The organism is Micromonospora citrea, from assembly GCF_049629545.1.
Classification (GTDB): domain Bacteria; phylum Actinomycetota; class Actinomycetes; order Mycobacteriales; family Micromonosporaceae; genus Micromonospora; species Micromonospora citrea_A.
This window is the reverse complement of record NZ_JBNADX010000007.1, coordinates 214,998-237,445: the sequence shown is the minus strand read 5'-3', so window position 1 is coordinate 237,445 and position 22,448 is coordinate 214,998. Positions and strand designations below refer to the sequence as shown.

The 22,448-nt window shown below is 74.7% G+C and carries 23 protein-coding genes and 1 riboswitch; of the genes, 11 read left to right on the top strand and 12 right to left on the bottom strand.

All coding sequences use genetic code 11. The features are described 5' to 3' along the window. Nucleotides 1-71: 71 nt before the first annotated feature. Entirely contained in the window at nt 72-1,259 is a 1,188-nt protein-coding gene (locus ACPFP2_RS10995; RefSeq protein WP_424088597.1) for a PP2C family protein-serine/threonine phosphatase, read from the top strand. 12 nt (nt 1,260-1,271) lie between these two features. Here the strand turns inward: ACPFP2_RS10995 and ACPFP2_RS10990 are convergent, their stop codons facing one another. Next, nucleotides 1,272-2,153, bottom strand: coding sequence for a DUF3152 domain-containing protein (locus ACPFP2_RS10990; RefSeq protein WP_424088595.1), 882 nt, complete (start codon nt 2,151-2,153; stop codon nt 1,272-1,274). 163 nt (nt 2,154-2,316) lie between these two features. Here ACPFP2_RS10990 and ACPFP2_RS10985 point away from each other — a divergent pair, with 163 nt between their 5' ends. The 4 genes from ACPFP2_RS10985 (at nt 2,317) to ACPFP2_RS10970 (ending at nt 5,917) form a co-directional block, all read left to right on the top strand. Next, on the top strand, nt 2,317-3,552 hold the full coding sequence (locus ACPFP2_RS10985; protein WP_424088594.1) for a DUF2786 domain-containing protein: 1,236 nt from the start codon (nt 2,317-2,319) through the stop codon (nt 3,550-3,552). Nucleotides 3,553-3,651: 99 nt separating this feature from the next. Beyond that, complete coding sequence (locus ACPFP2_RS10980; RefSeq protein ID WP_424088643.1) at nt 3,652-4,011, top strand: YciI family protein; 360 nt, start codon at nt 3,652-3,654, stop codon at nt 4,009-4,011. After that, nucleotides 4,008-5,252 carry an RNA polymerase sigma factor gene (locus ACPFP2_RS10975; RefSeq protein ID WP_424088593.1) on the top strand — a complete coding sequence of 415 codons (1,245 nt, stop codon included), beginning with the start codon at nt 4,008-4,010 and terminating at the stop codon, nt 5,250-5,252. The genes ACPFP2_RS10980 and ACPFP2_RS10975 overlap by 4 nt, the downstream gene beginning before the upstream one ends. 29 nt (nt 5,253-5,281) lie before the next feature. Further along, nucleotides 5,282-5,917, top strand: a complete 636-nt coding sequence (locus ACPFP2_RS10970; RefSeq protein ID WP_424088591.1) for a dihydrofolate reductase family protein — start codon at nt 5,282-5,284, stop codon at nt 5,915-5,917. 48 nt (nt 5,918-5,965) lie between these two features. Here the strand turns inward: ACPFP2_RS10970 and ACPFP2_RS10965 are convergent, their stop codons facing one another. From ACPFP2_RS10965 to ACPFP2_RS10945, 5 genes are all read right to left on the bottom strand, one after another. Continuing rightward, nucleotides 5,966-6,481: a hypothetical protein gene (locus tag ACPFP2_RS10965; protein ID WP_424088589.1), complete on the bottom strand. Its 516-nt coding sequence runs from the start codon at nt 6,479-6,481 to the stop codon at nt 5,966-5,968. A 449-nt stretch (nt 6,482-6,930) separates the two neighbouring features. Then, the gene (locus tag ACPFP2_RS10960; protein WP_424088588.1) at nt 6,931-7,104 is read right to left on the bottom strand and encodes a CsbD family protein; all 174 of its coding nucleotides are present in this window, start codon (nt 7,102-7,104) and stop codon (nt 6,931-6,933) included. A gap of 142 nt (nt 7,105-7,246) precedes the next feature. Further along, complete coding sequence (locus ACPFP2_RS10955; protein ID WP_424088586.1) at nt 7,247-9,505, bottom strand: heavy metal translocating P-type ATPase; 2,259 nt, start codon at nt 9,503-9,505, stop codon at nt 7,247-7,249. A 14-nt stretch (nt 9,506-9,519) separates the two neighbouring features. Then, a complete protein-coding gene (locus ACPFP2_RS10950) occupies nt 9,520-10,509 on the bottom strand; it encodes a hypothetical protein (RefSeq protein ID WP_424088584.1) in 990 nt (329 codons plus the stop codon). Between the two features lie 32 nt (nt 10,510-10,541). Further along, nucleotides 10,542-10,751: a heavy-metal-associated domain-containing protein gene (locus ACPFP2_RS10945; protein WP_424088582.1), complete on the bottom strand. Its 210-nt coding sequence runs from the start codon at nt 10,749-10,751 to the stop codon at nt 10,542-10,544. Nucleotides 10,752-10,847: 96 nt separating this feature from the next. Here ACPFP2_RS10945 and ACPFP2_RS10940 point away from each other — a divergent pair, with 96 nt between their 5' ends. Then, entirely contained in the window at nt 10,848-11,147 is a 300-nt protein-coding gene (locus ACPFP2_RS10940) for a metal-sensitive transcriptional regulator (RefSeq protein WP_091300276.1), read from the top strand. Nucleotides 11,148-11,272: 125 nt separating this feature from the next. Further along, the gene (locus tag ACPFP2_RS10935) at nt 11,273-11,497 is read left to right on the top strand and encodes an SHOCT domain-containing protein (protein ID WP_424088580.1); all 225 of its coding nucleotides are present in this window, start codon (nt 11,273-11,275) and stop codon (nt 11,495-11,497) included. A 95-nt stretch (nt 11,498-11,592) separates the two neighbouring features. Here ACPFP2_RS10935 and ACPFP2_RS10930 read toward each other — a convergent pair whose 3' ends face one another. From ACPFP2_RS10930 to ACPFP2_RS10920, 3 genes are all read right to left on the bottom strand, one after another. Further along, nucleotides 11,593-12,225 carry a DUF305 domain-containing protein gene (locus ACPFP2_RS10930; RefSeq protein ID WP_424088578.1) on the bottom strand — a complete coding sequence of 211 codons (633 nt, stop codon included), beginning with the start codon at nt 12,223-12,225 and terminating at the stop codon, nt 11,593-11,595. 69 nt (nt 12,226-12,294) lie between these two features. Continuing rightward, on the bottom strand, nt 12,295-12,840 hold the full coding sequence (locus tag ACPFP2_RS10925; RefSeq protein WP_424088576.1) for a hypothetical protein: 546 nt from the start codon (nt 12,838-12,840) through the stop codon (nt 12,295-12,297). A 29-nt stretch (nt 12,841-12,869) separates the two neighbouring features. Then, entirely contained in the window at nt 12,870-14,894 is a 2,025-nt protein-coding gene (locus ACPFP2_RS10920; RefSeq protein WP_424088574.1) for a heavy metal translocating P-type ATPase, read from the bottom strand. 297 nt (nt 14,895-15,191) lie between these two features. On the opposite strand from ACPFP2_RS10920, the gene ACPFP2_RS10915 reads away from it, so the two are divergent. Both ACPFP2_RS10915 and ACPFP2_RS10910 read left to right on the top strand, forming a co-directional pair. Beyond that, the gene (locus ACPFP2_RS10915; protein ID WP_424088572.1) at nt 15,192-16,541 is read left to right on the top strand and encodes a YibE/F family protein; all 1,350 of its coding nucleotides are present in this window, start codon (nt 15,192-15,194) and stop codon (nt 16,539-16,541) included. Between the two features lie 166 nt (nt 16,542-16,707). Next, a riboswitch (cyclic di-AMP (ydaO/yuaA leader) is annotated at nt 16,708-16,838 on the top strand. A 4-nt stretch (nt 16,839-16,842) separates the two neighbouring features. Further along, nucleotides 16,843-17,862 (top strand): coiled-coil domain-containing protein, encoded by a 1,020-nt coding sequence (locus tag ACPFP2_RS10910; protein WP_424088571.1) that lies wholly within the window; start codon nt 16,843-16,845, stop codon nt 17,860-17,862. 66 nt (nt 17,863-17,928) lie between these two features. Here ACPFP2_RS10910 and ACPFP2_RS10905 read toward each other — a convergent pair whose 3' ends face one another. Beyond that, nucleotides 17,929-18,585, bottom strand: a complete 657-nt coding sequence (locus ACPFP2_RS10905) for a carbonic anhydrase (RefSeq protein ID WP_424088569.1) — start codon at nt 18,583-18,585, stop codon at nt 17,929-17,931. A 207-nt stretch (nt 18,586-18,792) separates the two neighbouring features. Here ACPFP2_RS10905 and ACPFP2_RS10900 point away from each other — a divergent pair, with 207 nt between their 5' ends. Both ACPFP2_RS10900 and mycP read left to right on the top strand, forming a co-directional pair. After that, the gene (locus ACPFP2_RS10900) at nt 18,793-19,122 is read left to right on the top strand and encodes a helix-turn-helix transcriptional regulator (RefSeq protein WP_424088567.1); all 330 of its coding nucleotides are present in this window, start codon (nt 18,793-18,795) and stop codon (nt 19,120-19,122) included. A gap of 53 nt (nt 19,123-19,175) precedes the next feature. Next, nucleotides 19,176-20,414, top strand: a complete 1,239-nt coding sequence (gene mycP / locus ACPFP2_RS10895; RefSeq protein WP_424088565.1) for a type VII secretion-associated serine protease mycosin — start codon at nt 19,176-19,178, stop codon at nt 20,412-20,414. Between the two features lie 120 nt (nt 20,415-20,534). Here mycP and ACPFP2_RS10890 read toward each other — a convergent pair whose 3' ends face one another. Together ACPFP2_RS10890 and ACPFP2_RS10885 are read right to left on the bottom strand one after the other, a co-directional pair. Next, on the bottom strand, nt 20,535-21,857 hold the full coding sequence (locus tag ACPFP2_RS10890) for a WXG100 family type VII secretion target (RefSeq protein WP_424088563.1): 1,323 nt from the start codon (nt 21,855-21,857) through the stop codon (nt 20,535-20,537). A gap of 16 nt (nt 21,858-21,873) precedes the next feature. Beyond that, a complete protein-coding gene (locus ACPFP2_RS10885) occupies nt 21,874-22,428 on the bottom strand; it encodes a hypothetical protein (protein WP_424088561.1) in 555 nt (184 codons plus the stop codon). Nucleotides 22,429-22,448: the final 20 nt, after the last annotated feature.

The window sequence follows — 22,448 nt, the reverse complement described above, 5'->3', positions numbered from 1 at the left end:
CCCGCGTGGTCGCCGGGGGTTCGTGGAGGCGGCCCGGTGGGTACCCGGCACGGACACCGACGGAGGCGGAGATGAGCGAGCGCAGAGCGCTGCACGGCCTGCTGCACCGCTCCCACCACGCCCGCCCGGAGGACCTGCCCCGGTTGGCCCGGCGGACGGCACGGGAACTGGGCGCCACCGACATGATCATCTACCTCGTCGACCACGAACAGCGTGAGCTGCTACCGATGGGGGACGACGAGTCGCCGCCCCGGGACGTGCTGACCATCGAGGGCACCCTCGCCGGCCGGGCGTACGCGCTGATGCGCCCGTACCCGGCCGAGGGCGGACCCGGCGGCGCCCGGCTCTGGGTGCCGCTGCTCGACGGGCTGGAACGCATGGGCGTGGTGGAGGTCGTCGCCACCCGGCCGGTCCCCGCCGACCGGGTGCCCGAGTTCGAGGCGGCCTGCTCCCTCCTGGCCGAGCTGGTGGTCACCCGGTCCAGCTACAGCGACACGGTCGAACGGTTACGCCGCCGCGCCCCGATGCGGCTGGCCGCCGAGATGCTCCGCGCCCAACTGCCGCCGCTGACCTTCTCCACCGGCAGCATGACCATCAGCGGCATCCTGGAGCCCAGCTACGACGTCGGCGGCGACGCCTTCGACTACGCCGTCAACGGCGACATCGCCCACCTGGCGCTCTTCGACGCGGTGGGGCACGGATCCGGCGGCGGGATGCGGGCGGTCACGCTGGCCAGCCTCGCGCTGGCGGCGTACCGCAACGCCCGGCGGGCCGGCCGGGACCTGATCGCCACGTACCACCACATCGACACCGCCGTCCGCGACCACGACCGGCGGGGCCTGATCACCGGCGTCCTCGCCGAACTGGACCAGCGCACCGGCCGGCTGCGGGTCATCTCCGCGGGACACCCGAGCGGGCTGGTGCTGCGGCGGGGCAGGGTCGCCACCGTGCTGCCCACGCCGACGGCGCTGCCGGTGACCCTAGGCGAGCACCGGGCCCCGGTGGTCGTCGAGGAGGCGCTGGAACCCGGCGACGACGTGCTGTTCTACACCGACGGGATCACCGAGGCGCGCTCCGGCGAGGGCGCGGCGTTCGGCGTCGACCGGCTGGTCGACTTCACCGTGCGGGCCCTCGCCGACGACCTGCCGCTGGCGGAGGCCGCCCGGCGGCTGGTGCACGCGATCCTGGCGTACCAGGACGACCAGCTCGGCGACGACGCCACCGTGCTGCTGGTCCGCTGGCACGGCCCGCCGGACTGACCGGGCGCGGGCTCAGTCCTCGGCCGGGACCGGGTCGTCGTACTCGCCGGGCGGGCCGACGTGCAGCTCACCACCGACCTGCGGCCAGGCGTTCGGGGTGCAGCCGTGCAGCCCGAGCGTCTGCTGCTGCATCACCGGGGCGAGGTCGCCCCGCCCCGGGCAGAGTTCGTGTCCCCGGCCCAGCCGGTGGCCGACCTCGTGGTTGAGCACGTACGCCCGGTAGGTGGCCAGGTCGCCGCCGAACCCGGGGACGCCCCGCGCCCAGCGAGCCACGTTGATCACCACCCGGTCGCCGTTGCGGCAGGAGGTGTAGCGGTCCGCCGGGTCGCCGCAGAGCTCGCCCCGGGTGACCGGGGTGGTGAGCAGCACGGTGAAGTCCGCCGGGCCGTCCGGGCCGACCCGCTGCAACCGCCACCGGCCGTCGGCCGTCCAGCCCTTCGGGTCGGCGAGCACCACCGCCACCTCCCGGCCGAAGCGCTCCACGTCCACCTCGTCGATGCCGCGCTCGACGGCCACCCGGTAGCGCATCAGCTCACCGCCGCGCCCGGCCACCCGACCGGTGGCGGTGGCGGTGCGGAAGGTCCCCGTACCCCGCTGCGGGTAGCGCAGGGCGCGCGGGGCCGGCCCGACCGGCGCAGCGGCCGCCGACGGTGTGGCCGGGGCGGGCGCGGCGGCCGCCGCCGGCGCGGCCGCGCCGGGCGGGCGCCGGACGTCACCGACCACGTCGCCGAGGTCCAGGCCGGCGCGGTGCGCGGCCACCCCACCGCCGGCCACCCCGACCGCCAGGACCAGCACCGCGGTCAACCCGCCGGCCCGCCGCAGCAGCCGGCGTCGCCCACGGTGCCGGCCCCGGTCGGTCGCCTCGGCCATGCCGCTCACGGTCAGGCTCCCCACCCTCGGCCTCCGTCCCGATCGTCCGCTTCCCGGCAGGAGTACGCGGGGAAGGCCCGTGCGGATGAGTCATCCGGCCGACGATTCGGCACCCGGTACCGTTGCCGGGCAGACACTCCCGACGATCCGGACAGCGCCCGGCCGTCACCCGCAGGAAGGAACCCCCGTGCCGGACGCCGACGCCCTCATCGTCGCCGCGGTCACCGCCGTACGCGGCACCGACGTACGCGACGCGGAGCGGAAGCTGGACCGGCTCGTGGTCGGCACCGGCGCCACGGACGGCACGGCGGCCGTCGACGCCGCCCTGCTGGGCCGGCTGGTGGACGCGCTGGCCCGGCTCTGGCCACGCGGCTGGCAGCCGGTCGACGTGGCCCGGATCGTCACCCGGCGGCTCGGTCCGCGCCCGGGACGGCTGGTGGTGGACGCGCTCGCCGCCCAGCGGCGCGGCCAGGCCGGCGACGTCCCGCAGTGGTGGGACGACCAGCTCGACGCGCTGGCCACCCGGGTCTGGTGGGACGACGACGCCCGGTGGCTGGGCCGCTGGGCGGCCCGGCAGGGTGAGGACCGGATCACCGCGCTGCGCGACGCGGTGGAGGTGCTGGCGCTGCTGGACGGCCTTCCCCCCGTCGCGGTGCTGCGCCCGCCACCGGGCGGCGGCGGCACCGGCGTGCCCCGGCGCGGCGCGGCCGGCAGGAGCGGCTCGCCGATGCTCGACCGGGTCCGGGCGCTGCTGGCCAAGGCGGAGTCGACCACCTTCCCCGCCGAGGCGGAGGCGCTCACCGGCAAGGCACAGGAGCTGATCGCCCGGCACAGCCTGGACCGGGCGCTGGTCGAGGCGACCGCCGAACGGCCCGACCAGCCGGGCGGGGTGCGGCTGGGCACCGAAGCCCCGTACGCGGGCGCGAAGGCGCTGCTGGTGCAGGAGGTGGCGGCGGCGAACCGGTGCGAATCGGTCTGGTCGGACGATCTCGGCTTCGCCACCGTGCTCGGCTTCCCGGCCGACCTGGAGGCGGTCGAGCTGCTGTACACCTCGCTGCTGGTGCAGGCCACCGCCGCGATGCTGCGCGGGCGCGGTGAGCGCACCCGCAAGGGCCGCCGGACGAAGGCGTACGACGAGTCCTTCCTGCACGCGTTCGCGCTGCGCATCGGCGAGCGGCTGCGGGCCGCCACCGAGGCGGCGGACCGGGAGGCCGCCGAGGTCACCGGCCCGCAGCGGCTGCTGCCGGTGCTGGCCGCCCGCTCGGACGCCGTCCGCGAGCGGATGGAGACCCTCTTCCCCCGGGCCACCAGCTCCCGGTTGACGATCCGGGACACGGAGGGCTGGCACTCGGGCACCTCCGCCGCCGACCGGGCCCGGCTCGACCCCGGCGCGTCCGCCCGGCCGCTGCCCGGACGCCGCTGAGAGGATCCGCGTGCGGGTGTCGGATCCACCGGCCCGGCTCCGACCCCTTCCGAGAGGCCACACCGGTGGCCGTACCCGAGGAGCACCGTCGTGAAGTACATGTTGCTGATCTGGAACCGGCCCGGCTTCGTCGAGGAACTCTCCGAGCAGGAGCGCAGTGAGATCTTCGCCGAGGTCGACGAGATCATGAAGGAGCTGACCGAGTCCGGCGAGCTGCTCGGCGGTCAGGCCCTGGCCGACCCGTCGCAGACCCGGACGGTCCAGCGTCGTGGTGAGCACCCGGAGGTGACCGACGGGCCGTTCCTGGAGAGCAAGGAGCAGTTCGCCGGCTACCTGATGGTCGACTGCGACAGCGAGGAACGGGCCGTGGAGATCGCCGCCCGCTGGCCGGACGTCCGCCTCGGTCTCGGCGTGCTGGAGGTCCGGCCGGTGATGGACGAGGCCGGGGCCGAGATGTGACAGGCCGGGAGGTGGAGGACCTGCTGCGCACGCTCGCGCCGCAGGTCCTCGGCATCCTGGTCCGCCGGCACGGCCACTTCTCCGCCTGCGAGGACGCCGTCCAGGAGGCGCTGCTGGCGGCCGCCACCCGGTGGCCCGGCCAGGGGGCGCCGGAGAATCCGAGGGCGTGGCTGCTCACCGTCGCCGGTCGGCGGCTGACCGACGAGTGGCGCAGCGAACGGGCCCGCCGCGACCGGGAGGTGACCGTCGCGCTCCGCGAGCCGGCGTACGCGGCGGTGGCCCCGCCCGCCGAGTCGGACCGGTCCGACTCGGACGACAGCCTCACCCTGCTCCTGCTCTGCTGCCATCCGGCGCTGCCCCGGTCGGCGCAACTGGCGCTGACCCTGCGCGCGGTGGGTGGGCTCACCACCGCCCAGATCGCCCGCGCCTTCCTGGTCCCCGAGGCGACCATGAGCCAGCGCATCCGCCGGGCCAAGCAGCGGATCGAGGCGGCCGGGGCCCGGTTCGTCATGCCGTCGCCGGCCGAACGCGACGAGCGGCTGCGAACCGTGCGGCACGTGCTCTACCTGATCTTCAACGAGGGCTACACCGCGTCCAGCGGCACGGAGCTGCACCGGGCGGAGCTGACCGGGGAGGCGATCCGGTTGACCCGGCAGCTGCGCCGGGCGCTGCCCGACGACGGCGAGGTGGCCGGGCTGCTGGCGCTGATGCTGCTCACCGACGCGCACCGGTCGGCGCGTACCGGGCCGGGCGGCGAGCTGGTGCCGCTGGCCGAGCAGGACCGCGACCGGTGGGACCGGGCGGCGATCACCGAGGGGGTGGCCCTGGTGACCGAGGCGCTGACCTGGTCGCCGCCGGGTCCGTACCAGCTCCAGGCGGCGATCGCGGCGGTGCACGCGGAGGCGCCGACGGCGCGGCAGACCGACTGGCGGCAGATCGTCGCGCTCTACCGGGTGCTGGCGACCCTGGCGCCCAACCCGATGGTCACCCTCAACCAGGCCGCCGCGGTGGCGATGGTCGACGGGCCGCGCGCCGGGCTGGCCCTGCTCGCCCCGCTCGACGCCGACGACCGGGTCGCCGGCCACCACCGGCTGGCCGCCGTCCGGGCGCACCTGCTGGAGCTGGCCGGGGAGCCGGCGGCGGCACGCGAGGCGTACCTGCTGGCGGCCCGCCGGACGACGAGCCTGCCCGAGCAGCGCTACCTGGAACTGCGCGCCGCGCGACTCGGGGAACACCGATGAGTTGCGGCCGCGCCGCGAGTCCACCCCGCATGGGTACGGTGAGCTGCCAGATCTCGATGTCGTTGGACGGGTACGTGGCCGGGCCGGAGCAGAGCCGCGAGGATCCGCTGGGCCGGGGCGGGCTGCGCCTGCACGAGTGGTTCTTCGGGCTGGACGCCTGGCGGGAGCGGCACGGCCCGGCCGGCGGGGACCGCAGCGTCGACGCCGAGGTGGTCGAGGAGATGACCCGCGACGTCGGGGCGTACGTGATGGGCCGCCGGATGTTCGGCGGGGGTGACGGCCCGTGGGACCCGGGGTGGCGCGGCTGGTGGGGCGAGGACCCGCCGTTCCGTACGCCGGTCTTCGTGCTCACCCACCATCCACGCGAGACGCTGAGGATGAGCGGGGGCACCGAGTTCCACTTCGTCACCGACGGCGTCGAGGCGGCCCTGGCCCGGGCCCGCGAGGCGGCCGGCGACAAGGTGGTGTCGGTGGCCGGCGGGGCGGACACGGTGCGGCAGTTCCTGTCCGCGGGGCTGTTGGACACCCTTCAGCTGCACCTGGTGCCGATCGTGCTGGGCGCCGGTGAGCGGCTCTTCGAGGGGATTGGGGATCCCCGGCTGGAGCAGGTGTCGGTGGTCGGTGGACCGACGGTCACCCACGTGACGTACCGGGTCCGGCGCTAGCCGGTCCACCGTGGAGAGCGGCGTGGCCGACGTGCGTCCCGGGTGCGGTCAGACGTGGCAGTCGCGGCTGAGCTTCTCCGGGATGCCGACGAAGCTGCGGCTCATCCAGGTCGCCGGGCTGGCCGCGCCGGCCCCGGCGTCGATCTGCTTCGCGGCGTCGCCGACCAGTGTCCTGATCCGCGGGTCCTCGGCCTTGGCCGCCTGGGCGCGCACGTCGTCGGCGAGCCTGGCGAGGCTGCCCTTGAGTTGGCCGTTGAGCTGCTCGGGGGTCAGCTCCCGGCGGGTGGCGGCAGCCGAGTCGGCGGTGATCTTCCGGCTTCCCTCGATGATCAGCCGGTCGACCTCGCGGCAGACGGCGACGGTGTTGGCGGCGCTCGGTCCGGTGGGTGAGGCGCTGGCCGGCGGGGCGTCGGTCGGCGCTGCGTCGGTCGGCGCTGCGGCGCCGGTGGTGGCGGTGTCCGTCGGCGCGCCGGCCGGGTCGGCGGCCCCGTCACCGCTCTGGCAGCCCGCCGTCAGGGCGCCGAGGGTGAGCAGGGCGAGCACGGTGCGGGCGGTGCGGGACATCGACTTTCCCCGTTCGGTCGTCGGCCGTCCCGGACGGGGACGGCGTGGCGCGGGCGGTGGCACGGTGACCTGCCGACCCGCCCAACGATCTGATCACGGCCCGATGGCGCCCCCACCGTCGCCGGAACCGGCCGTCGGCGCGGTCGGACGACCGCCACGGCGACAGCGGACCGGCCGCCCGCGACCCTACCCCGGCAGCCCCCACCCCCCGCACCACCGCCCCCGCCCTCCCTCGCCCTCCCCGCCCTCCCCGCCCTCCCCGCCCTCCCGGCCTCGGCGATCTTGCAGTTTTGGTGAGGGTTATGGGCGGTCTGCGCCAGTTCATGCCCACCCAAAGTGCAAGATCGTCGCGTTGGGGGGTGGGGTGGGGGGTGGGGTGGGGGTGGGATGTACGCGTGCCACGCCGGGTCGGCGGGGTGGCCGGTCCGGCGTGGCACGAGGTGCGTAGGTCAGCTCTTGAAGGCGTCCTTGATCTTCTCGCCGGCCTGCTTCAGGTTGGCGCTGGCCTGGTCGTTGCGGCCCTCGGCCTCCAGGCGCTCGTTGTCCGTCGCCCGGCCGACGCCCTCCTTGACCTTGCCGGCGGTGTTCTCGGTCGCGTTACCGATCTTCTCGTCGTAACTCATGCGAACCTCCTGATCAGCAGTTCCTCCGACGCCCGTGAGGTACCCCCGGGTCCGCGGTGGGAAACCGCCACCCGTCCCGGTGCTCACCGTCGGTGAGCACCGGGACGACGGTCTCCCGTGGAGCGACCGGCGGGGCAGCGGGTCAGGCGGCCGGGCGGAACCGCCGCAGCCGCAGACTGTTGGCCACCACGAAGACCGACGAGAAGGCCATCGCGGCCCCGGCGATCATCGGGTTGAGCAGTCCGGTGGCGGCCAGCGGCAGGGCGGCCACGTTGTAGGCGAAGGCCCAGAACAGGTTGCCCTTGATGGTGGCGAGGGTCCGGCGGGAGAGGCGGATCGCGTCCACCGCCGCGGTGAGGTCACCCCGGACCAGGGTCAGGTCGGACGCCTCGATCGCCACGTCGGTGCCGGTGCCCATCGCCAGCCCCAGGTCGGCCTGGGCCAGCGCGGCGGCGTCGTTGATCCCGTCGCCCACCATGGCGACCGTCTTCCCTTCCGCCTGGAGCCGCTCGACCACGGCGACCTTGTCGGCCGGAAGCACCTCGGCGATCACCTCGTCGATGCCGACCTCGGCGGCCACCGCCTCCGCGACCGTGGCGTTGTCGCCGGTGAGCAGGACCGGGGTGAGTCCCAGGGCGCGCAGTCCGTCGATCGCCGCCCGGCTGGTCGGCTTGACCACGTCGGCGACCGCCAGGACTCCCCGGGCCCGACCGTCCCAGCCGGCCAGCACCGCCGTCCGGCCGGCGGCCTCCGCGTCGGTCGCCGCCCGGACGACCTCCTCCGGTACGTCGAGACCCCGCTCGCGCAGCAGCCGGAGCCGGCCGACGACCACCGCACGGCCGTCCACGGCGCCGGTGACGCCGAGCCCTTCGGCGTTGGCGAAGCCGGTGACCGGCGGCAGCGCCCCGGCCTCGGCCGCGCCGGCCGCGACGGCCCGGGCGATCGGGTGCTCGGAGCCGGCCTCCAGCGCCCCGGCCAGCCGGAGCAGCTCGGCGCGCTCCTGCCCGGCGGCGGGGAGCACGTCGACCAGGGTCATCCGACCGGTGGTGACGGTGCCGGTCTTGTCCAGCACGACCGTGTCGACCTGGCGGGTCGACTCCAGCACCTCCGGCCCCTTGATCAGGATGCCGAGCTGGGCGCCGCGCCCGGTGCCGACCAGCAGCGCCGTCGGCGTGGCCAGGCCGAGGGCGCACGGGCAGGCGATGATCAGCACGGCCACGGCGGCGGTGAAGGCCGCGGTCGCGCCCGCGCCGCTGCCGAGCCACCAGCCCAGCGTGCCGGCCGCCAACGCGATCACGATGGGGACGAAGACCCCGGAGATCCGGTCGGCGAGGCGCTGCACGGCCGCCTTGCCGGTCTGCGCCTGCTCGACGAGCTTCGCCATCTGGGCGAGCTGGGTGTCCGCGCCGACCCGGGTGGCGGCGACCACCAGCCGGCCGCCGGCGTTGACCGTCGCGCCGACCACGGTGTCGCCGGGGCCGACCTCGACCGGCACGGACTCGCCGGTCAGCATGCTGGCGTCGACCGCCGAGGTGCCCTCGTCGACCACCCCGTCGGTGGCGATCTTCTCGCCGGGGCGGACCACGAACCGGTCCCCCACCGCGAGCTGGTCGACCGGGATCCGGGTCTCGACGCCGCCGCGCACTACCGCGACGTCCTTCGCGCCGAGTTCCAGCAGGGCGCGCAGGGCCGCGCCGGCGGTCCGCTTGGACCGGGCCTCGAAGTAGCGCCCGGCGAGGATGAAGACGGTGACGCCGGCCGCCGCCTCCAGGTAGATGTTGCCCGCCCCGTCGGTGCGGCTGATGTCGAAGCTGAAGGGGTGGGTCATGCCGGGCGTGCCGGCGGTGCCGAGGAAGAGCGCCCAGAGCGACCAGCCGAAGGCGGCCAGGGTGCCGAGCGACACCAGGGTGTCCATGGTGGCCGCGCCGTGCCGCAGGTTGATCCAGGCCGCCCGGTGGAACGGCAGCCCGCCGTAGACGACCACCGGGGCGGCCAGGGTCAGCGACAGCCACTGCCAGTGGGTGAACTGCCAGGCCGGGACCATGGCCAGCAGGATCACCGGTACGGCCAGCGCGACCGACACCCACAGCCGGGTACGCAGACCGCGCAGCTCGTCCACCGGTTCGGCGGTCGGTCCGGCCGTACCGGCCGGCGCGGGCGGGGGCGGCAGGACGGCGGTGTAGCCGGTCTTCTCCACCGTGGCGATCAGGTCGTCCGTGGTGACGTCGTCGGCGTACCGGACGGTGGCCTTCTCGGTGGCGTAGTTGACCGTGGCCTCGACGCCCTCCATCCGGTTGAGCTTCTTCTCGATCCGGGCGGCGCAGGACGCGCAGGTCATGCCGCCGATCGCGAGTTCGATCAGGTTCGGGGCGACCGGCAGTGACTTGGCGGTCGATGTCATCGCTGCACCTCCTGTCAGCTGTGCCCGTGACCGGGGGCGCCGTGGTCGGCGTCGGCGGTCGGGGTGGGTGCGGCCGGAGCGGTCGCGGTGGCCGCCGGGGCGGCGGTGGTCGGGGTGGCGGCGGTGTCGCCCGCCACCACGGTGAACTCGGCGGTGTGCACCGCGCCGCCGTGCCGGAAGTCGAGGTAGAGCCGGTAGGCGCCGGTGGAGGGCACCTCGGCGGCGAAACTCACCGCCGGGCCGGCCGGGGTCCGCCCGTCGCCGGGCGCGCCCTCCGGGTGCACGTGCAGGTACGCGAGGTCACCCTGGCGCAGCGCCACCAGGTGCCCGTACGCCCCCAGGTAGGGCTCCAGGTCGGTGACCGGCTTCCCGTCCCGGCTGATCGTCAGGGTCAGGGTGCTGGTCCGGCCCGGCTGCGGGGTCCCGGTGAGGGTGACCGTGTAGCCGTCGACCGTGGTGCTGGTCGCCGGGGCGGGCAGCGGCCGGGGCTCCAGCGTGCCGGGCACGGCCACGTCGACCCCGAGGGTGAGCGGCTGCCCGCCCGACGGGGTGAAGTCGGCGAAGGCGCGCCAGACGCCCGGCCCGTCGAGCGGCGAGGCGACCCGCCAGGTGCCGTCCGCGTCCAGCTCGGGGTGGACGTGCCGGAAGCCGGAGAGGTCGCGTCGGGCGACGATCAGGTGCATCCGCTTGTCGTGGGCGACGTCGTACCGGGTGACCGGGGCGCCGTCGGGGCCGGTGATCCGGAAGGCGAACTCGCCGGTCGGGGCGGTCACCGGTTGCAGCGTGTAGCCCTGGTCGGAGACGAGCAGGCCACCGGGGAGGTGGGTGGCGGCGGTGGCCTGTCCGCCATCGCCGTGGGAGTCGTCGGAGTGGGTGCCGGCGGAGTCGTGGCGGGTGTCGGCGGCCGGGGTGACGGGGCCGGCCAGGTGGCCGACCCCGTACGCCGTGCCGAACACCGCCGCGAGGCCGAGGGCGAAACCGCTCAGCTTCGTCGCCGTGTTCATCGTGGTACCTCAGTTCTCGGGTGGGTGACCCGTCACGCCTCGACGAGGTCGTATCCGGCCTCGTCGACCGCGGCGCGCACGGAGTCGGTGTCCAACGGGCTCTCGCTGGTGACGGTGACCCGGCCGGTGGCCAGGTCGACCTGGACGTCCTGGACGCCCTGGATCGCGCTCACCTCGGTGCTGACCGAGTTGACGCAGTGCCCGCAGGTCATGCCCTTCACCTGGTACGTGGTGGTGACCATGGCAGTTCTCCTCTCCTGAGGCGATGCTATACCCCCCTGGGGTAGCTCGCCCAGTGACCGTAGCATACCCCCTAGGGGTACGCTATCCTTGTCGTCATGACCACACCGAGCACCCCGACCCGGGGCTACACCGCCAGCAAGGACCAACTGCTCGCGCGGCTGCGCCGCGTGGAGGGGCAGGTCCGTGGCATCGAGAAGATGGTCGACGACGACCGGTACTGCATCGACGTGCTCACCCAGATCTCCGCGATCCAGGCCGCGCTGGACAAGGTCGCCCTCGGCCTGCTCGACGGGCACGCCCGGCACTGCATGCACGAGGGCGCGGCCGAGGGGCGGGCCGACGAGATGGCCAGCGAGATGATGGCCGCCGTCGGTCGCCTGATGAAGCGCGGCTGACCCGCACGTCGGGACCTTCGGCCCGACCGCCGGGCGGCGTGCGGGACTAACGTCGCAGGTGGCGACCGGGACCGGCGCCACCGGAGCACCGGACCGGCCACCCGAGTCGTGGACGGAGGGCGGCCATGATGGGGTACGGCCCGATGATGGGCGCCATGTGGGTCTGGACGCTGCTGGCGCTGGCCGTGCTGGCGGGACTGGGTTATCTGGCGTACCGCCTGACCCAGGGGCAGCCCCGGACGCCGGTGGACTCCGCAGCGCGGACGATCCTCGACGAGCGCTACGCGCGCGGCGAGATCGACGACGAGGAGTACCACCGACGCCGGGACGTGCTACGGACCGCCGGCTGACCGCTCCGCCCACGACGAGCCGGCGGCCCGCGCGGGCCGCACGGCGGAGCGCCCGGGACCCCTGAGCGGGCCCCGGGCGTCCCCGGCCGCGAGGCTCAGAGCCGGGCGAGGATCTTGTTCATGGCGTCGATCTCGCCCTGCTGGGCGGTGACGATCTGCTGCGCCATGACCTTGGCCTCGGCGTTGACACCGCTGGCGATCTCCTCCTTGGCCATGGTGATCGCACCCTCGTGGTGGGCGATCATCATGGTGACGAACTGCCGGTCGAACTCCGTGCCGGAGGCGGCCTTCAGCTTCGCCATGTCGGCGTCCGACATCATCCCGGGCATGCCGTGGTCCATGTGACCGGCGGCCGGGCTGCCGGACGGCACGGGCCGTCCCCAGGTGTTCAGCCAGCCGGTCATGGTGGCGATCTCCGGGGCCTGCGCGGCCTTGATCTGCGCGGCGAGCTTCTTGACCTCCGGGTCCTGGGCCCGGCCGTCGGCCAGTTCGGACATCTGCACCGCCTGCTGGTGGTGCGGGATCATCATCTGCGCGAACATCACGTCGTCGTCGTCGAAGCCGGCCGCCGCGCTCGCGGAGGCGGCACCGGTGGCGGCGCCCGTGCCCGGCGTGCCGTGGCCGGAGTCGGACGGGTGGTCGTCGCCGCCGCAGGCGGCGAGGGCGAGGACGGCCGTGACGGCCACGCCGGCCAGGGCGGCACGGCGCGCGATGGTACGAGTGAGCATGGATCGAGCCTTTCGGTGTGAGGACGTACGCAGCGGACGGCGGGCGCGGCGGAACCGCGCCGGGGCGTCCTATCTGCGCAGCACCGACACCGTGGCGAGCCGGAGCCCGACGGGGCGGCCCGGAGGCGCGCGCGACCCGGCCGACCGCCCGATGGAACGGCGGGCGTCGGGGACGGGTCGTCGCCACCGGAACACCAGCGCCGCGAGCAGCAGGGTCACCGTCAGGGTGCCGAGCACCGCCAGGCAGACGCCGAGCACCCCCGGGTGACCGCCCGGGTCACCGGCGGGCAGCGCCGCCCCGTGCCGGCAGCCGTCGTCCGGACACCCGTCACCGGCCACCGGGACCACGGGCGGGCCGACGGCGGTGGTCCCGGCTCCCGCCGCGGTCGGGGTCGTCGGCCGTTCGGCCCGGACCTGCTCCGGAGCGGCGACATGGGCCACGGCCGGCAGCGCCTCCGGCAGCGCCGCGCCCTGCGCGACGGCGTGGCCGTCGGAGTGCCCGGAGCCGTGGGAGCCGTGGCCGATGGTGTGCATGGCGGCCAGCCCGAGCAGGGTGCAGACGAGCAGCAGCAGCCGGGTGCACCACCCGGTCGTCGCCACCGTCGCCGTCCGCACCCGACAAAGCTAACCGACCCCGGGCGGAGTCAGAGGCGTACCCGCCGCAGCAGTTGCGCGTTGAGCGCCACCACGATCGTCGAGCCGGACATCAGCACCGCCGCGAGCGCCGGGCCGAGCGTCAACCCGACCCCGGCCAGCACCCCGGCCGCCAGCGGCAGCGCCACCACGTTGTAGCCGGCCGCCCAGGCCAGGTTCTGCAGCATCTTCCGGTAGGCGGCCCGGGAGAGTCGGACCACGCCACCGACGCCGCGCGGGTCGGAGGAGGCGAGCACCACACCGGCCGACTCGATGGCCACGTCGGTGCCGGCGCCGATCGCGATGCCCACGTCCGCCCGGGCCAGGGCCGGCGCGTCGTTGACCCCGTCGCCGACCATGGCCACCCGCAGCCCCCGACGCTGGAGTTCGGTCACCTTCTCGTCCTTGTCGGCGGGGAGCACCTCGGCGAAGACCTCGTCACCCGGGCGGAACCCGAGGTCGGCGGCGACGGCGTCGGCGACCGGTCGGGCGTCGCCGGTGATCATCGCGATGGTCCGGATCCCCTCGGCGCGCAGCGTGGCGACCGCCTCCCGCGCCTCGGGCCGCACCTCGTCGGCGAGGGCGAGCAGGCCGAGGACGGTGTCCGGCAGGCGGACCAGGTGCAGCACCGCCGCTCCGCGTTCCGCCCAGCGCCGGGCCTCCGGGGTCAGCGCGTCGGGCAGCGTCAACCCCTGCTCCCGCAGGTGGGCGGGCCCACCCACGGCGTACGCCGTACCGTCGATCTCGGCGCGGACGCCGCGACCCGGCAGGGACCGGAAGCCGGTGGCCGGGGCCGGGCCGCCACGGTCGGCGGCGGCCGCGACGATCGCCCGGGCCAGCGGGTGCTCGCTCTCGGCCTCCACCCCGGCGGCCAGCCGCAGCACCTCGTCCTCGCTCGTGCCGGGCACGGCGGCGACCCCGGTGACCACGTGCTCGCCCTTCGTCAGCGTGCCGGTCTTGTCGAAGAGCACCGCGTCGACGGTACGCATCCGCTCCAGCGCGAGCTGGTCGCGGACCAGCACCCCGGAGCGGGCGGCGATCCCGGTGGAGAGTGCGATCACCAGCGGGATCGCCAGACCCAGCGCGTGCGGGCAGGCGATCACCAGGACCGTGACGGTACGCACCACCGCCTGGTCCCGGTCGCCGAGTGCGGACCAGGCCACGGCGGTCAGCACGGCGGTGGCGGTGGCGATGTAGAAGAGCAGCGCCGCGAACCGGTCGGCGAGCACCTGGGCCCGCCCACCGGACTGCTGGGCCTGCGCCACCAGGCGCTGGATCCCGGCCAGCGTGGTCTGGTCGCCGACGGCCCCGACGCGGACCCGGATCGCCGAGTCGGTGGCGACGGTGCCGGCCACCACTCGGTCCCCCACCTCGCGGGCGACCGGCCGGGACTCCCCGGTGACCATCGACTCGTCCAGTTCGGCGGCGCCCTCGACGACCCGCCCGTCGGCCGGCACCCGGCCACCGGGGCGGACCAGCACGACGTCCTCGACGCCCAACTCCGCGACCGGCACCCGCTCGACGGCACCGTCCGGGCCGACCCGCTCGGCGTCGTCGGGCAGCAGCGCGGCCAGCGCGGCGAGCGCGCCCCGGGCCTGGCCGATCGCCTTCATCTCCTGCCAGTGCCCCAGCAGCATGATGGTGACCAGGGCGGCCAGCTCCCACCAGAAGTCCAGGTCGAACGCGCCGAGGCTGGTCGCCAGCGAGGCCACGTACGCCACCGTGATCGCCATCGCGACCAGCAGCATCATGCCCGGGGCCCGGTCGCGCACCTCGCGGACGGCCCCGGCCAGGAACGGCCAGCCGCCCCACCAGAAGACCACCGAGCCGAGCACCGGTCCGACCAGCGAGCGCCCCGGGAACTCCAGGGAGTACCCGAACCAGTCCATCACCATGTCACCGACGAGCACCACCGGCAGGGTCAGCACCAGGCAGACCCAGAACCGGCGGCGGAACATCTCGGGATCGTGGCCGGCGTGCTTGTCGTGCCCACCGTGTCGCGCGCCCTGCTGGCCGTGCCCGGCATGCTGGTCCATGCCTCCAACATGCCGCTTCGGGGCGCTCCGGACAGGGCGAACCGGGCGAGCCGACACCCGCCCTGGCTACCATTCACCGACGATGACGCCCGCCCGACGCCGCGACCACCCCGCGTACCGCGCCGGGGCCCGTCGTCGGCACGTCGCCATCCGTCGGACACGCCGTCCGCTCGCGGTACGTGACGACGCCGGCACTCCCCGGCGATCCGGCGGTGCCGGCGACGACAACCGGCACCATCCGCTGAACCGACCGGCCGGCTGACACGTACCTCGCTCTGGATCGTTGGGAGACTCGCAATGGGCGCCGACCACACCCGTCCCGCTCCGTCCACCCCACCCGGGGTGCGACGGATCCTCGTCGCGACGGTGGTCCCGCTGTTCGTCCTCACGGTGATCGTCGCGTTGGTGCTCTGGCCGCGGGACACGCCGGAGCGGGACACGGGCGGTGACGTGCCGCGCTACCACGGCACGGTGACCCGGGTGGTGTCCGAGCCCTGCCCGCCGGCGCCGGAGAGTCCCGAGGGGGCGCCCGGCACGGCGGAGGGCCCGTGCGGGACGGTGACCGTCAAGGTCGAACAGGGCCCGGACGCCGGGCAGCAGGTGCAGACGCCGGTGCCGACCGGCCCGGGCGCGCCGACCGTCGCGGTGGGCGACGAGGTCGTGCTGGTGGAGCTGACCGACCCGGCCGACCCGACGGCGAGCAGCTACAACATCGCCGAGCACCAGCGGGGCGAACCGATGATCTGGCTGGTGGCGCTCTTCGCGGCCGCGATCGTGGCGTTCGGGCGGCTGCGCGGCCTCGCGGCCCTCGCCGGGCTGGCCGCGAGCTTCGCCATCCTGCTCACCTTCGTGGTGCCGGGCATCTCCGGGGGCGGCTCACCGCTGCTGATCGCGATCACCGGCTCCGCCCTGATCATGTTCGTGGTGCTGTACCTGACCCACGGGATCACCGCGCAGACGTCCGTGGCCGTCCTCGGCACCCTCGGCAGCCTGGTGCTGACCGGCGTCCTCGGCAGCCTGGCCACCGCCGCCACCCACCTGACCGGGTTCGGCAGCGAGGAGGCCACCACGCTGTCGATGTACCAGCGCGACGTGGACCTGCACGGGCTGCTGCTGGCCGGCATCATCATCGGCTCGCTCGGCGTGCTCGACGACGTCACGGTCACCCAGGCGGCCACCGTCACCGAGCTGGCGCACGCCAATCCCGGGCTGTCCCGGGTGCAGCTCTACCGGGCCGCCACCCGGGTCGGCCGGGCGCACATCGCCTCCACGGTGAACACCATCGTGCTCGCCTACGCCGGCGCCTCGCTGCCGCTGCTGCTCCTGCTGACCGCCGACAGCCGGCCGGTGGGGCAGATCCTCACCAGCGAGTTCCTGGCCCAGGAGATCGTCCGCAGCGCGGTGGCGACGCTGGGCCTGATCGCCGCCGTACCGCTGACCACCGGTCTGGCCGCACTGGTCACCACGGCCGGTCGCGCTCCCGACGCCGACCCGGCGCCCGGTGCGGACCCCCCGCCGAAGCCCCGCCCCGCCGTCGACCGGCACGCCGCCCTCGAGGCGCTGGGCGCGCCGCGTCACGGCGACCCGTCCACCCCGGCCTCCGCACGGTGGCCCGACCCCGGAAGGAGCACGGACACCGCATGGTGAAACTCCGCAGCGTGACCGCCGACGACCCGGAACCTGACGAACGCGTCACTCGTCACGCAAAGCCACGACGAAATAACGCTTTTAGTCGGGTTCAGGACGTAGCTCACCGGCACGACTGTCAGGTAACCTCGCTGCCGGTCACCGCCGAAGGCGCGCAGCGGCGCCTGCGGTGCCGCCGCCCAATCGCCGCGAGGCGAGCCGGGGAACCAGGTATCTGGGGTGAATCCGCGACAGCGGTAGGGGCCACTTCCGTCCCGAACCCGTCAGCTAACCCGGTCGGCGGTCGACGGAAGGGAACACTGTGACGGCACCCCTGCGCCGCTGGATGACTCCGGTGGTGTCCGTGCTCGCCGCCCTGGCCATCCTCGCCGGCGCGGCTCCCGCCATTGCCGCCCCCTCGACGCCCAGCCCCTCCGGGCACGAGGAGGACGACGAGCCCAAGCTGCTCACCGACGTCATCGAGCTGCGCAACCGCGAGTACAGCAAGGCGAAGTCGAAGCTGGAGAAGTCGAAGAAGCGCCAGCTCGAACTCGCCATGGAGGTACGGCGGGCGCAGGACGAGCTGGAGGCGCTCAAGCCGCACGTCACCCAGATCGCCGCCCAGTCGTACCGGACCGGTCGGATCGGGGCGGTGTCGATGCTGCTGCAGAGCGACGAGCCCGACACGTTCGTCAAGCGCGCGGCGGCCCTGGACGAGCTGAACATGGTCAACGGGCAGAAGCTGGCCGAGGTGACCGCCGCCAAGAACCGCGCGGAGCAGGCCAAGCTGGCGCTCGACGCCGAGGTCCGCGAGCAGCAGAAGCTCACCAACGACATGGCCCGGGAGAGCCGGGAGGCGGAGAAGGCCCTCGCGCTCGTCGGCGGCAAGGGCTTCACCGGCGGCCTGGTGGACGCGACGTCCCCGGTCGCCCGGATCGCCCCCGGCCGGACGGCGGACGGCGGCTGGCGCTCCGAGTCGTGCAGCGAGGACGACCCGACCACCTCGGGTTGTGTCACGCCGCGCACCCTGCACGCGTACAAGGAGGTCCGGCGGGCCGGCTTCAAGCGGTTCGCGGGCTGCTACCGCCCCGGTGGGCCGTGGGAGCACCCGAAGGGGAAGGCCTGCGACTGGTCGCTGCAGAACAGCGGCTTCTCCCCCTGGCACAACAACGACACCCGGATGTACGGCAACAACCTCACCGCCTTCCTGATCCGCAACGCGGACCGGCTGGGCATCTACTACGTCATCTGGAACCGGCAGATCTGGTTCCCGGCGACGGGTTGGAGTTCGTACAGCGGACCGTCGAACCACACGGACCACGTACACATGTCGCTGCTGTAGCGACCCGGCGCGCGTACGGAACGAGGGCCGTCCCCAGGCGGGGCGGCCCTCGTCGCGTGTCGGGGATCAGCCGGTGACCGCGGCCACGTGGTCGTCCCCGGCCCGGTCGGGCAGGCCGGCGGGCGCCGCGGCCACCGTCCGGGCCTCGCCCGCGGCGAGCCGGTACGACAGGCCGACCACCGCGCACCGCCCGGCGGCCACCTCGGCGGCCAGGACGGACGAGTTGTCGAGCAGCGCCTCGACGGTGCGCGCGATGTGGATGTCCACGATGCCGTCGACGTCGTCGACGCCCTGCGCGGCGGCCCGCCGCACGCTGGGCGTCACCGCGTCGACCACGGCGCCCAGGTGACCCGGGGGCGTGGTGCCGGTACGGGCCGCCTGCCGGGCCGCCTGCACCGCCCCGCAGGAGTCGTGGCCGAGCACCACCACCAGCGGGGTGCCCAGGACGCTGACCGCGTACTCGACGCTGCCCAGCACCTCGGGGCCGGCGGTGTGCCCGGCGGTGCGGACGACGAAGAGGTCACCCAGGCCGCGGTCGAAGATGATCTCGGCGGCGAGGCGGGAGTCCGAGCAGCCGACGACCACCGCGAAGGGATGCTGACCGTCGGCGACGGCGGCCCGGTGCACGGCGTCCTGGTTGGGGTGGCGCGGGGCGCCGGTGACGAAACGCCGGTTACCGGCGAGCAGTTCGGCGAGCGCCTCGGTCGGATCGGTCAGGGTCATTGCCTCACCTCGGTCCTGCGCGTGATCGGCCTGGTCACACCGGCCGGCGACGGAGGCGGCCGCGCCCCCACCGTCACACGCAGCCAAAGGTACGTCAAGGTTTACGTGATACACATTTCATGCTTTGGTCCGCCAACCCCCGAGTGGGACCGGAAACGTCGCGGTCCGGGGAGGCCCGGACCGTAAATCCGAAGGAGGGACCATACGATGGCGGGCATGGCGACGACAGCGGAGAACGGGAGCACCCGACACTGGACGTTCCTCACCAACCACGCACACGTCCTGCTCGCCATCGCCCGCAACCCCACCGCGCGGCTGCGGGACGTGGCCGACGAGGTGGGCGTCACCGAACGGGCCGCCCAGGCGATCGTCGCCGACCTGGAGGCCGGTGGCTACCTGCGCCGGACCCGGGTCGGGCGACGCAACGAGTACACGGTGAACCCGAGCGGCCACTTCCGGCACCCGGCCGAGTCGGACCGCCAGGTCGGCGACCTGCTCGCCCTCTTCACCGGCGACCCGGCCGACGCCACCCCCTGATCCGCCCGGGTCGCCCGTCACCGCCACGGGCGCGACGGCGGTAGTCTCACCGCGTGCGCGAGAGCTTCCGGCCGAGCGGGACGGCGGTGACCGGGCCCGCCCGGCGCCCGTCCCGGACGGTCCTCAGTGGAGTGGTGGCGGCCCTGCTCGCCACGCTCGTCGTACCGCCCGCCCCGGCCCGGGCGGAGCCGAAGTGCCCCGCCCCGGCCGGCGGGGCGGCCCCCACCGAGACGCCGTGGGCGCTGCGCCGGCTCGACCCGGCGTCCGCCTGGCGGATCACCCGCGGTGAACGGGTCACCGTGGCGGTGGTCGACTCCGGTGTGTCCCCGGCCCATCCGCTGCTCAAGGGGCAGGTGGGCGAAGGCCGGGACTTCAACGGCCTGGCCCAGATGCAGGGTCGGTGCGACCAGGCCGGGCACGGCACGATCGTCGCCGGCATCATCGCCGGCCGCGACGACACCGGCGCCCCGTACAGCGGCGTCGCGCCCGGCGCACGCATCCTGCCGGTACGCGTACTGCCCGACACGCAGCGGACCAACGACCCCGGGCTGCCCGTGCAGATCGCGGCGGCGATCAAGTGGGCGGCCGACCAGGACGTCCAGGTGATCAACCTGTCCCTCGTCACCATCGACCACCCGCAGTTGAAGGCCGCCGTCCAGTATGCCCTGGACAAGGGCGTCGTGGTGGTCGCCGCCGCCGGCAACCGGGCACAGGACCAGCGGGACCTGCCGGCGTACCCGGCCGCGTACCCCGGCGTGATCGCGGTGGCGGGCGTGGACCGGGAGGGCGGCCACGTCGGCAGCTCGGTCAGCGGCAACTACGTCGACATCGCCGCCCCCGGGCTGGACATCGTCGGCCCCGCCCCCGGCGGGCAGGGCTACCTCGCCGAGCCGGAGGGCGGGACGAGCTTCGCCGCCGCGTACGTCTCCGGCGCCGCCGCGCTGCTCCGCTCCGCCCGCCCCGACCTCACCCCGCAGCAGGTGGCCTACCGGCTGACCCGGACGGCGGACAACCCGCCCGACGGCCACAACGCCCAGCTCGGCTACGGCGTGGTCAATCCGTACCGGGCGCTGACCAGCCTGCTCGGCACCCGTACCGACCCGCCGGCCGGCGTGATGCCACCTCCCGCCTCGAACGAGGACCCGCTGGGCCGGCAGTGGACCGTGGCCCTCTGGGCGGCCGGGGCGGCGGCGCTGCTCGCCGCCGGGCTGCTGATCGCCCGGCCGGTCGTGGCTCTGGGCCGGCGGCGCGGCTGGCGACCGGGACGCCGCACCGAGCCCGCCGACGCCTGACCTTCCCGGAGCCTCGGGCCGGGGCGCGGCGCGGGCCGGGCCGGGCATTCGGCCCACCGTCCACGCCGGACATGAGAAAGCGCCGCCCACCGGTACCGGTGGGCGGCGCTCCGTCGTCGCTCAGCGCAGGATGCCGGGCGTGGCGTCGCCGTCCGCGCCCCAGACGTCGTCGTCCTCCTCCAGCCAGCTGTTGCGGGCAGCCTCCTCCTCGCCGTAGCCGGCCCCGTGGCCGCCACCCATGCCGGCCACACCGCCACGGCCCGCGCCCGCGGTGGCGCCCCGGACGCCCCCCGCGCCCTTGCCGGCGCCACCACGACCGGCAGCGCCACCCATGCCGGGGGCCATCGCGGCGCCCATGCCGCCGAGCCGGCCGGCCCCCCGGCCGCCACCACCCCGGCCCGCGCCACCGGCGCCGGCCGCGCCGCCCATCATCGGGGGCATGCCGGCGGTGACCGGCTTGCCGAGCGCGCCGCCGCCGGGGATCATGCCGCTGCCGCCACCCAGGCCGCCGCCGCCGAGGCCGGCACCGCCACCGAGGCCGGTGGTGCTGGGCAGGCCGCCACCGCCCGCGCCGGGCAGGGTGCCGAGCCCGCCGCCCGCGCCGGCCAGACCGCTGCCGTACTCGTCACCGAGGCTGCCGGTGCCCGGCAGACCCCCCACGCCACCCGAGCCGCCGCCGTAACCGCCGGTGCCCGGGTCCAGGCCGGGATGGGTGCCGGAGCCGATGCCCGGCACGCCCGAACCGGTGCCCGGGGGCGACCCGACGCCGCCCAGCGACGGGCTGCCGCCACCCACGCCGCCGGTAGACGGCGACCCGCCGAGGCTCGGCACGCTGCCGGCGCCACCGCCGCCACCGCCGGTGTTCAGGTCGGGCCGGCCGAGGTTCGGGTTCTGGGCGCCGTTGTCGGTCACCGTGCCCGGCGCCCGCTCCTCGATGCCGAGATAGTTGCTGCTCACCTGGTCGTAGACCTTCGCCGCGTCCTCGGTCTTGTCGTTGACCCAGTCCATCAGCGAGCTGATCGGGTCGACCCAGCCGAGGAAGTCGGGCTTGACCTTCATCTCGAAGAAGCCGGCGCTGATCGTGAGCTTGGCGTTGCGCGCCTCCAGCACGTCGTTGACGCAGCTCGCCGGGATGGGGAAGTTCTGCTGGGCCACGGTGAGGTCGTTGGCGGCCTGCTTCAGCGACTGGACGATGCCGTCGTGCTTCTCGGCGTCCTCGACGACCCCGCCGGTCCGCTTGGCGAGCCCCTCGACGTGCGTCCTGAACGACTCGTACGCGGGGCCCTTCCAGGTCTCGCCGAGGTCCTTGACGTTCTTCTCCAGGTTCTCCTTGACGGTGCGCAGGTTCTTCAGCAACTGCTCCCAGCCGAGAGCGGCGCTGGTGACGTCGCCGGGCCTGCCGTCGACGACGATCTGCTGGCACATCTCTTCCCAGCTCGGCATCTGTCATCTCCCCCGATCAGCTTGCCGCGCCGTTGCCCAGGGCCTGCGCCATCTGGTCGGCGGTCATCTTGTTGGCCCCTTCCGCGGTCTCGTAGTCCTCCTTGACCTTCTCGAGCGCCTTGGCGGCGTTCCAGAGGTCCTCGGCGAGCGTGCGGAGCGCGGTCTGGGTGCCGTCGTAGAGGCCGGCGTGCCGCTGCGCGAGCGCGTTCGCCCGGTCGAACGTCCCGAGCGGACTCTTCCCGTCACCGCCGCCACCGACCCCGGCCGCGCCGCCCGCCGGGTTGCGCATCCACTTCCGGATGTCCTCCTCCATCCGGTACGACTGGCTGTTGAGGAAGTCGGCGTGGTCGTTGAGCCACTTGATCGCGCCTTCGAGGCTGCTCGCGTCCCACTCGGTGGTGGCGCCGGCGCCGCCCGGTGCGGGGGTGAGGTGCGTCGGCTTGTGCGCCTTGTTGACGTTGTCGGCCGTGTAGCCGTCGAAGTAGACGAACGGCGTGATGGTCGGCGCGACCGGCACGTTGACGGTGTCGACCTCGATCTGGTCCGGCTGCTTGGTCCTGTCGTCCGTCATCGGTTCCTCCCCGTTGCCGA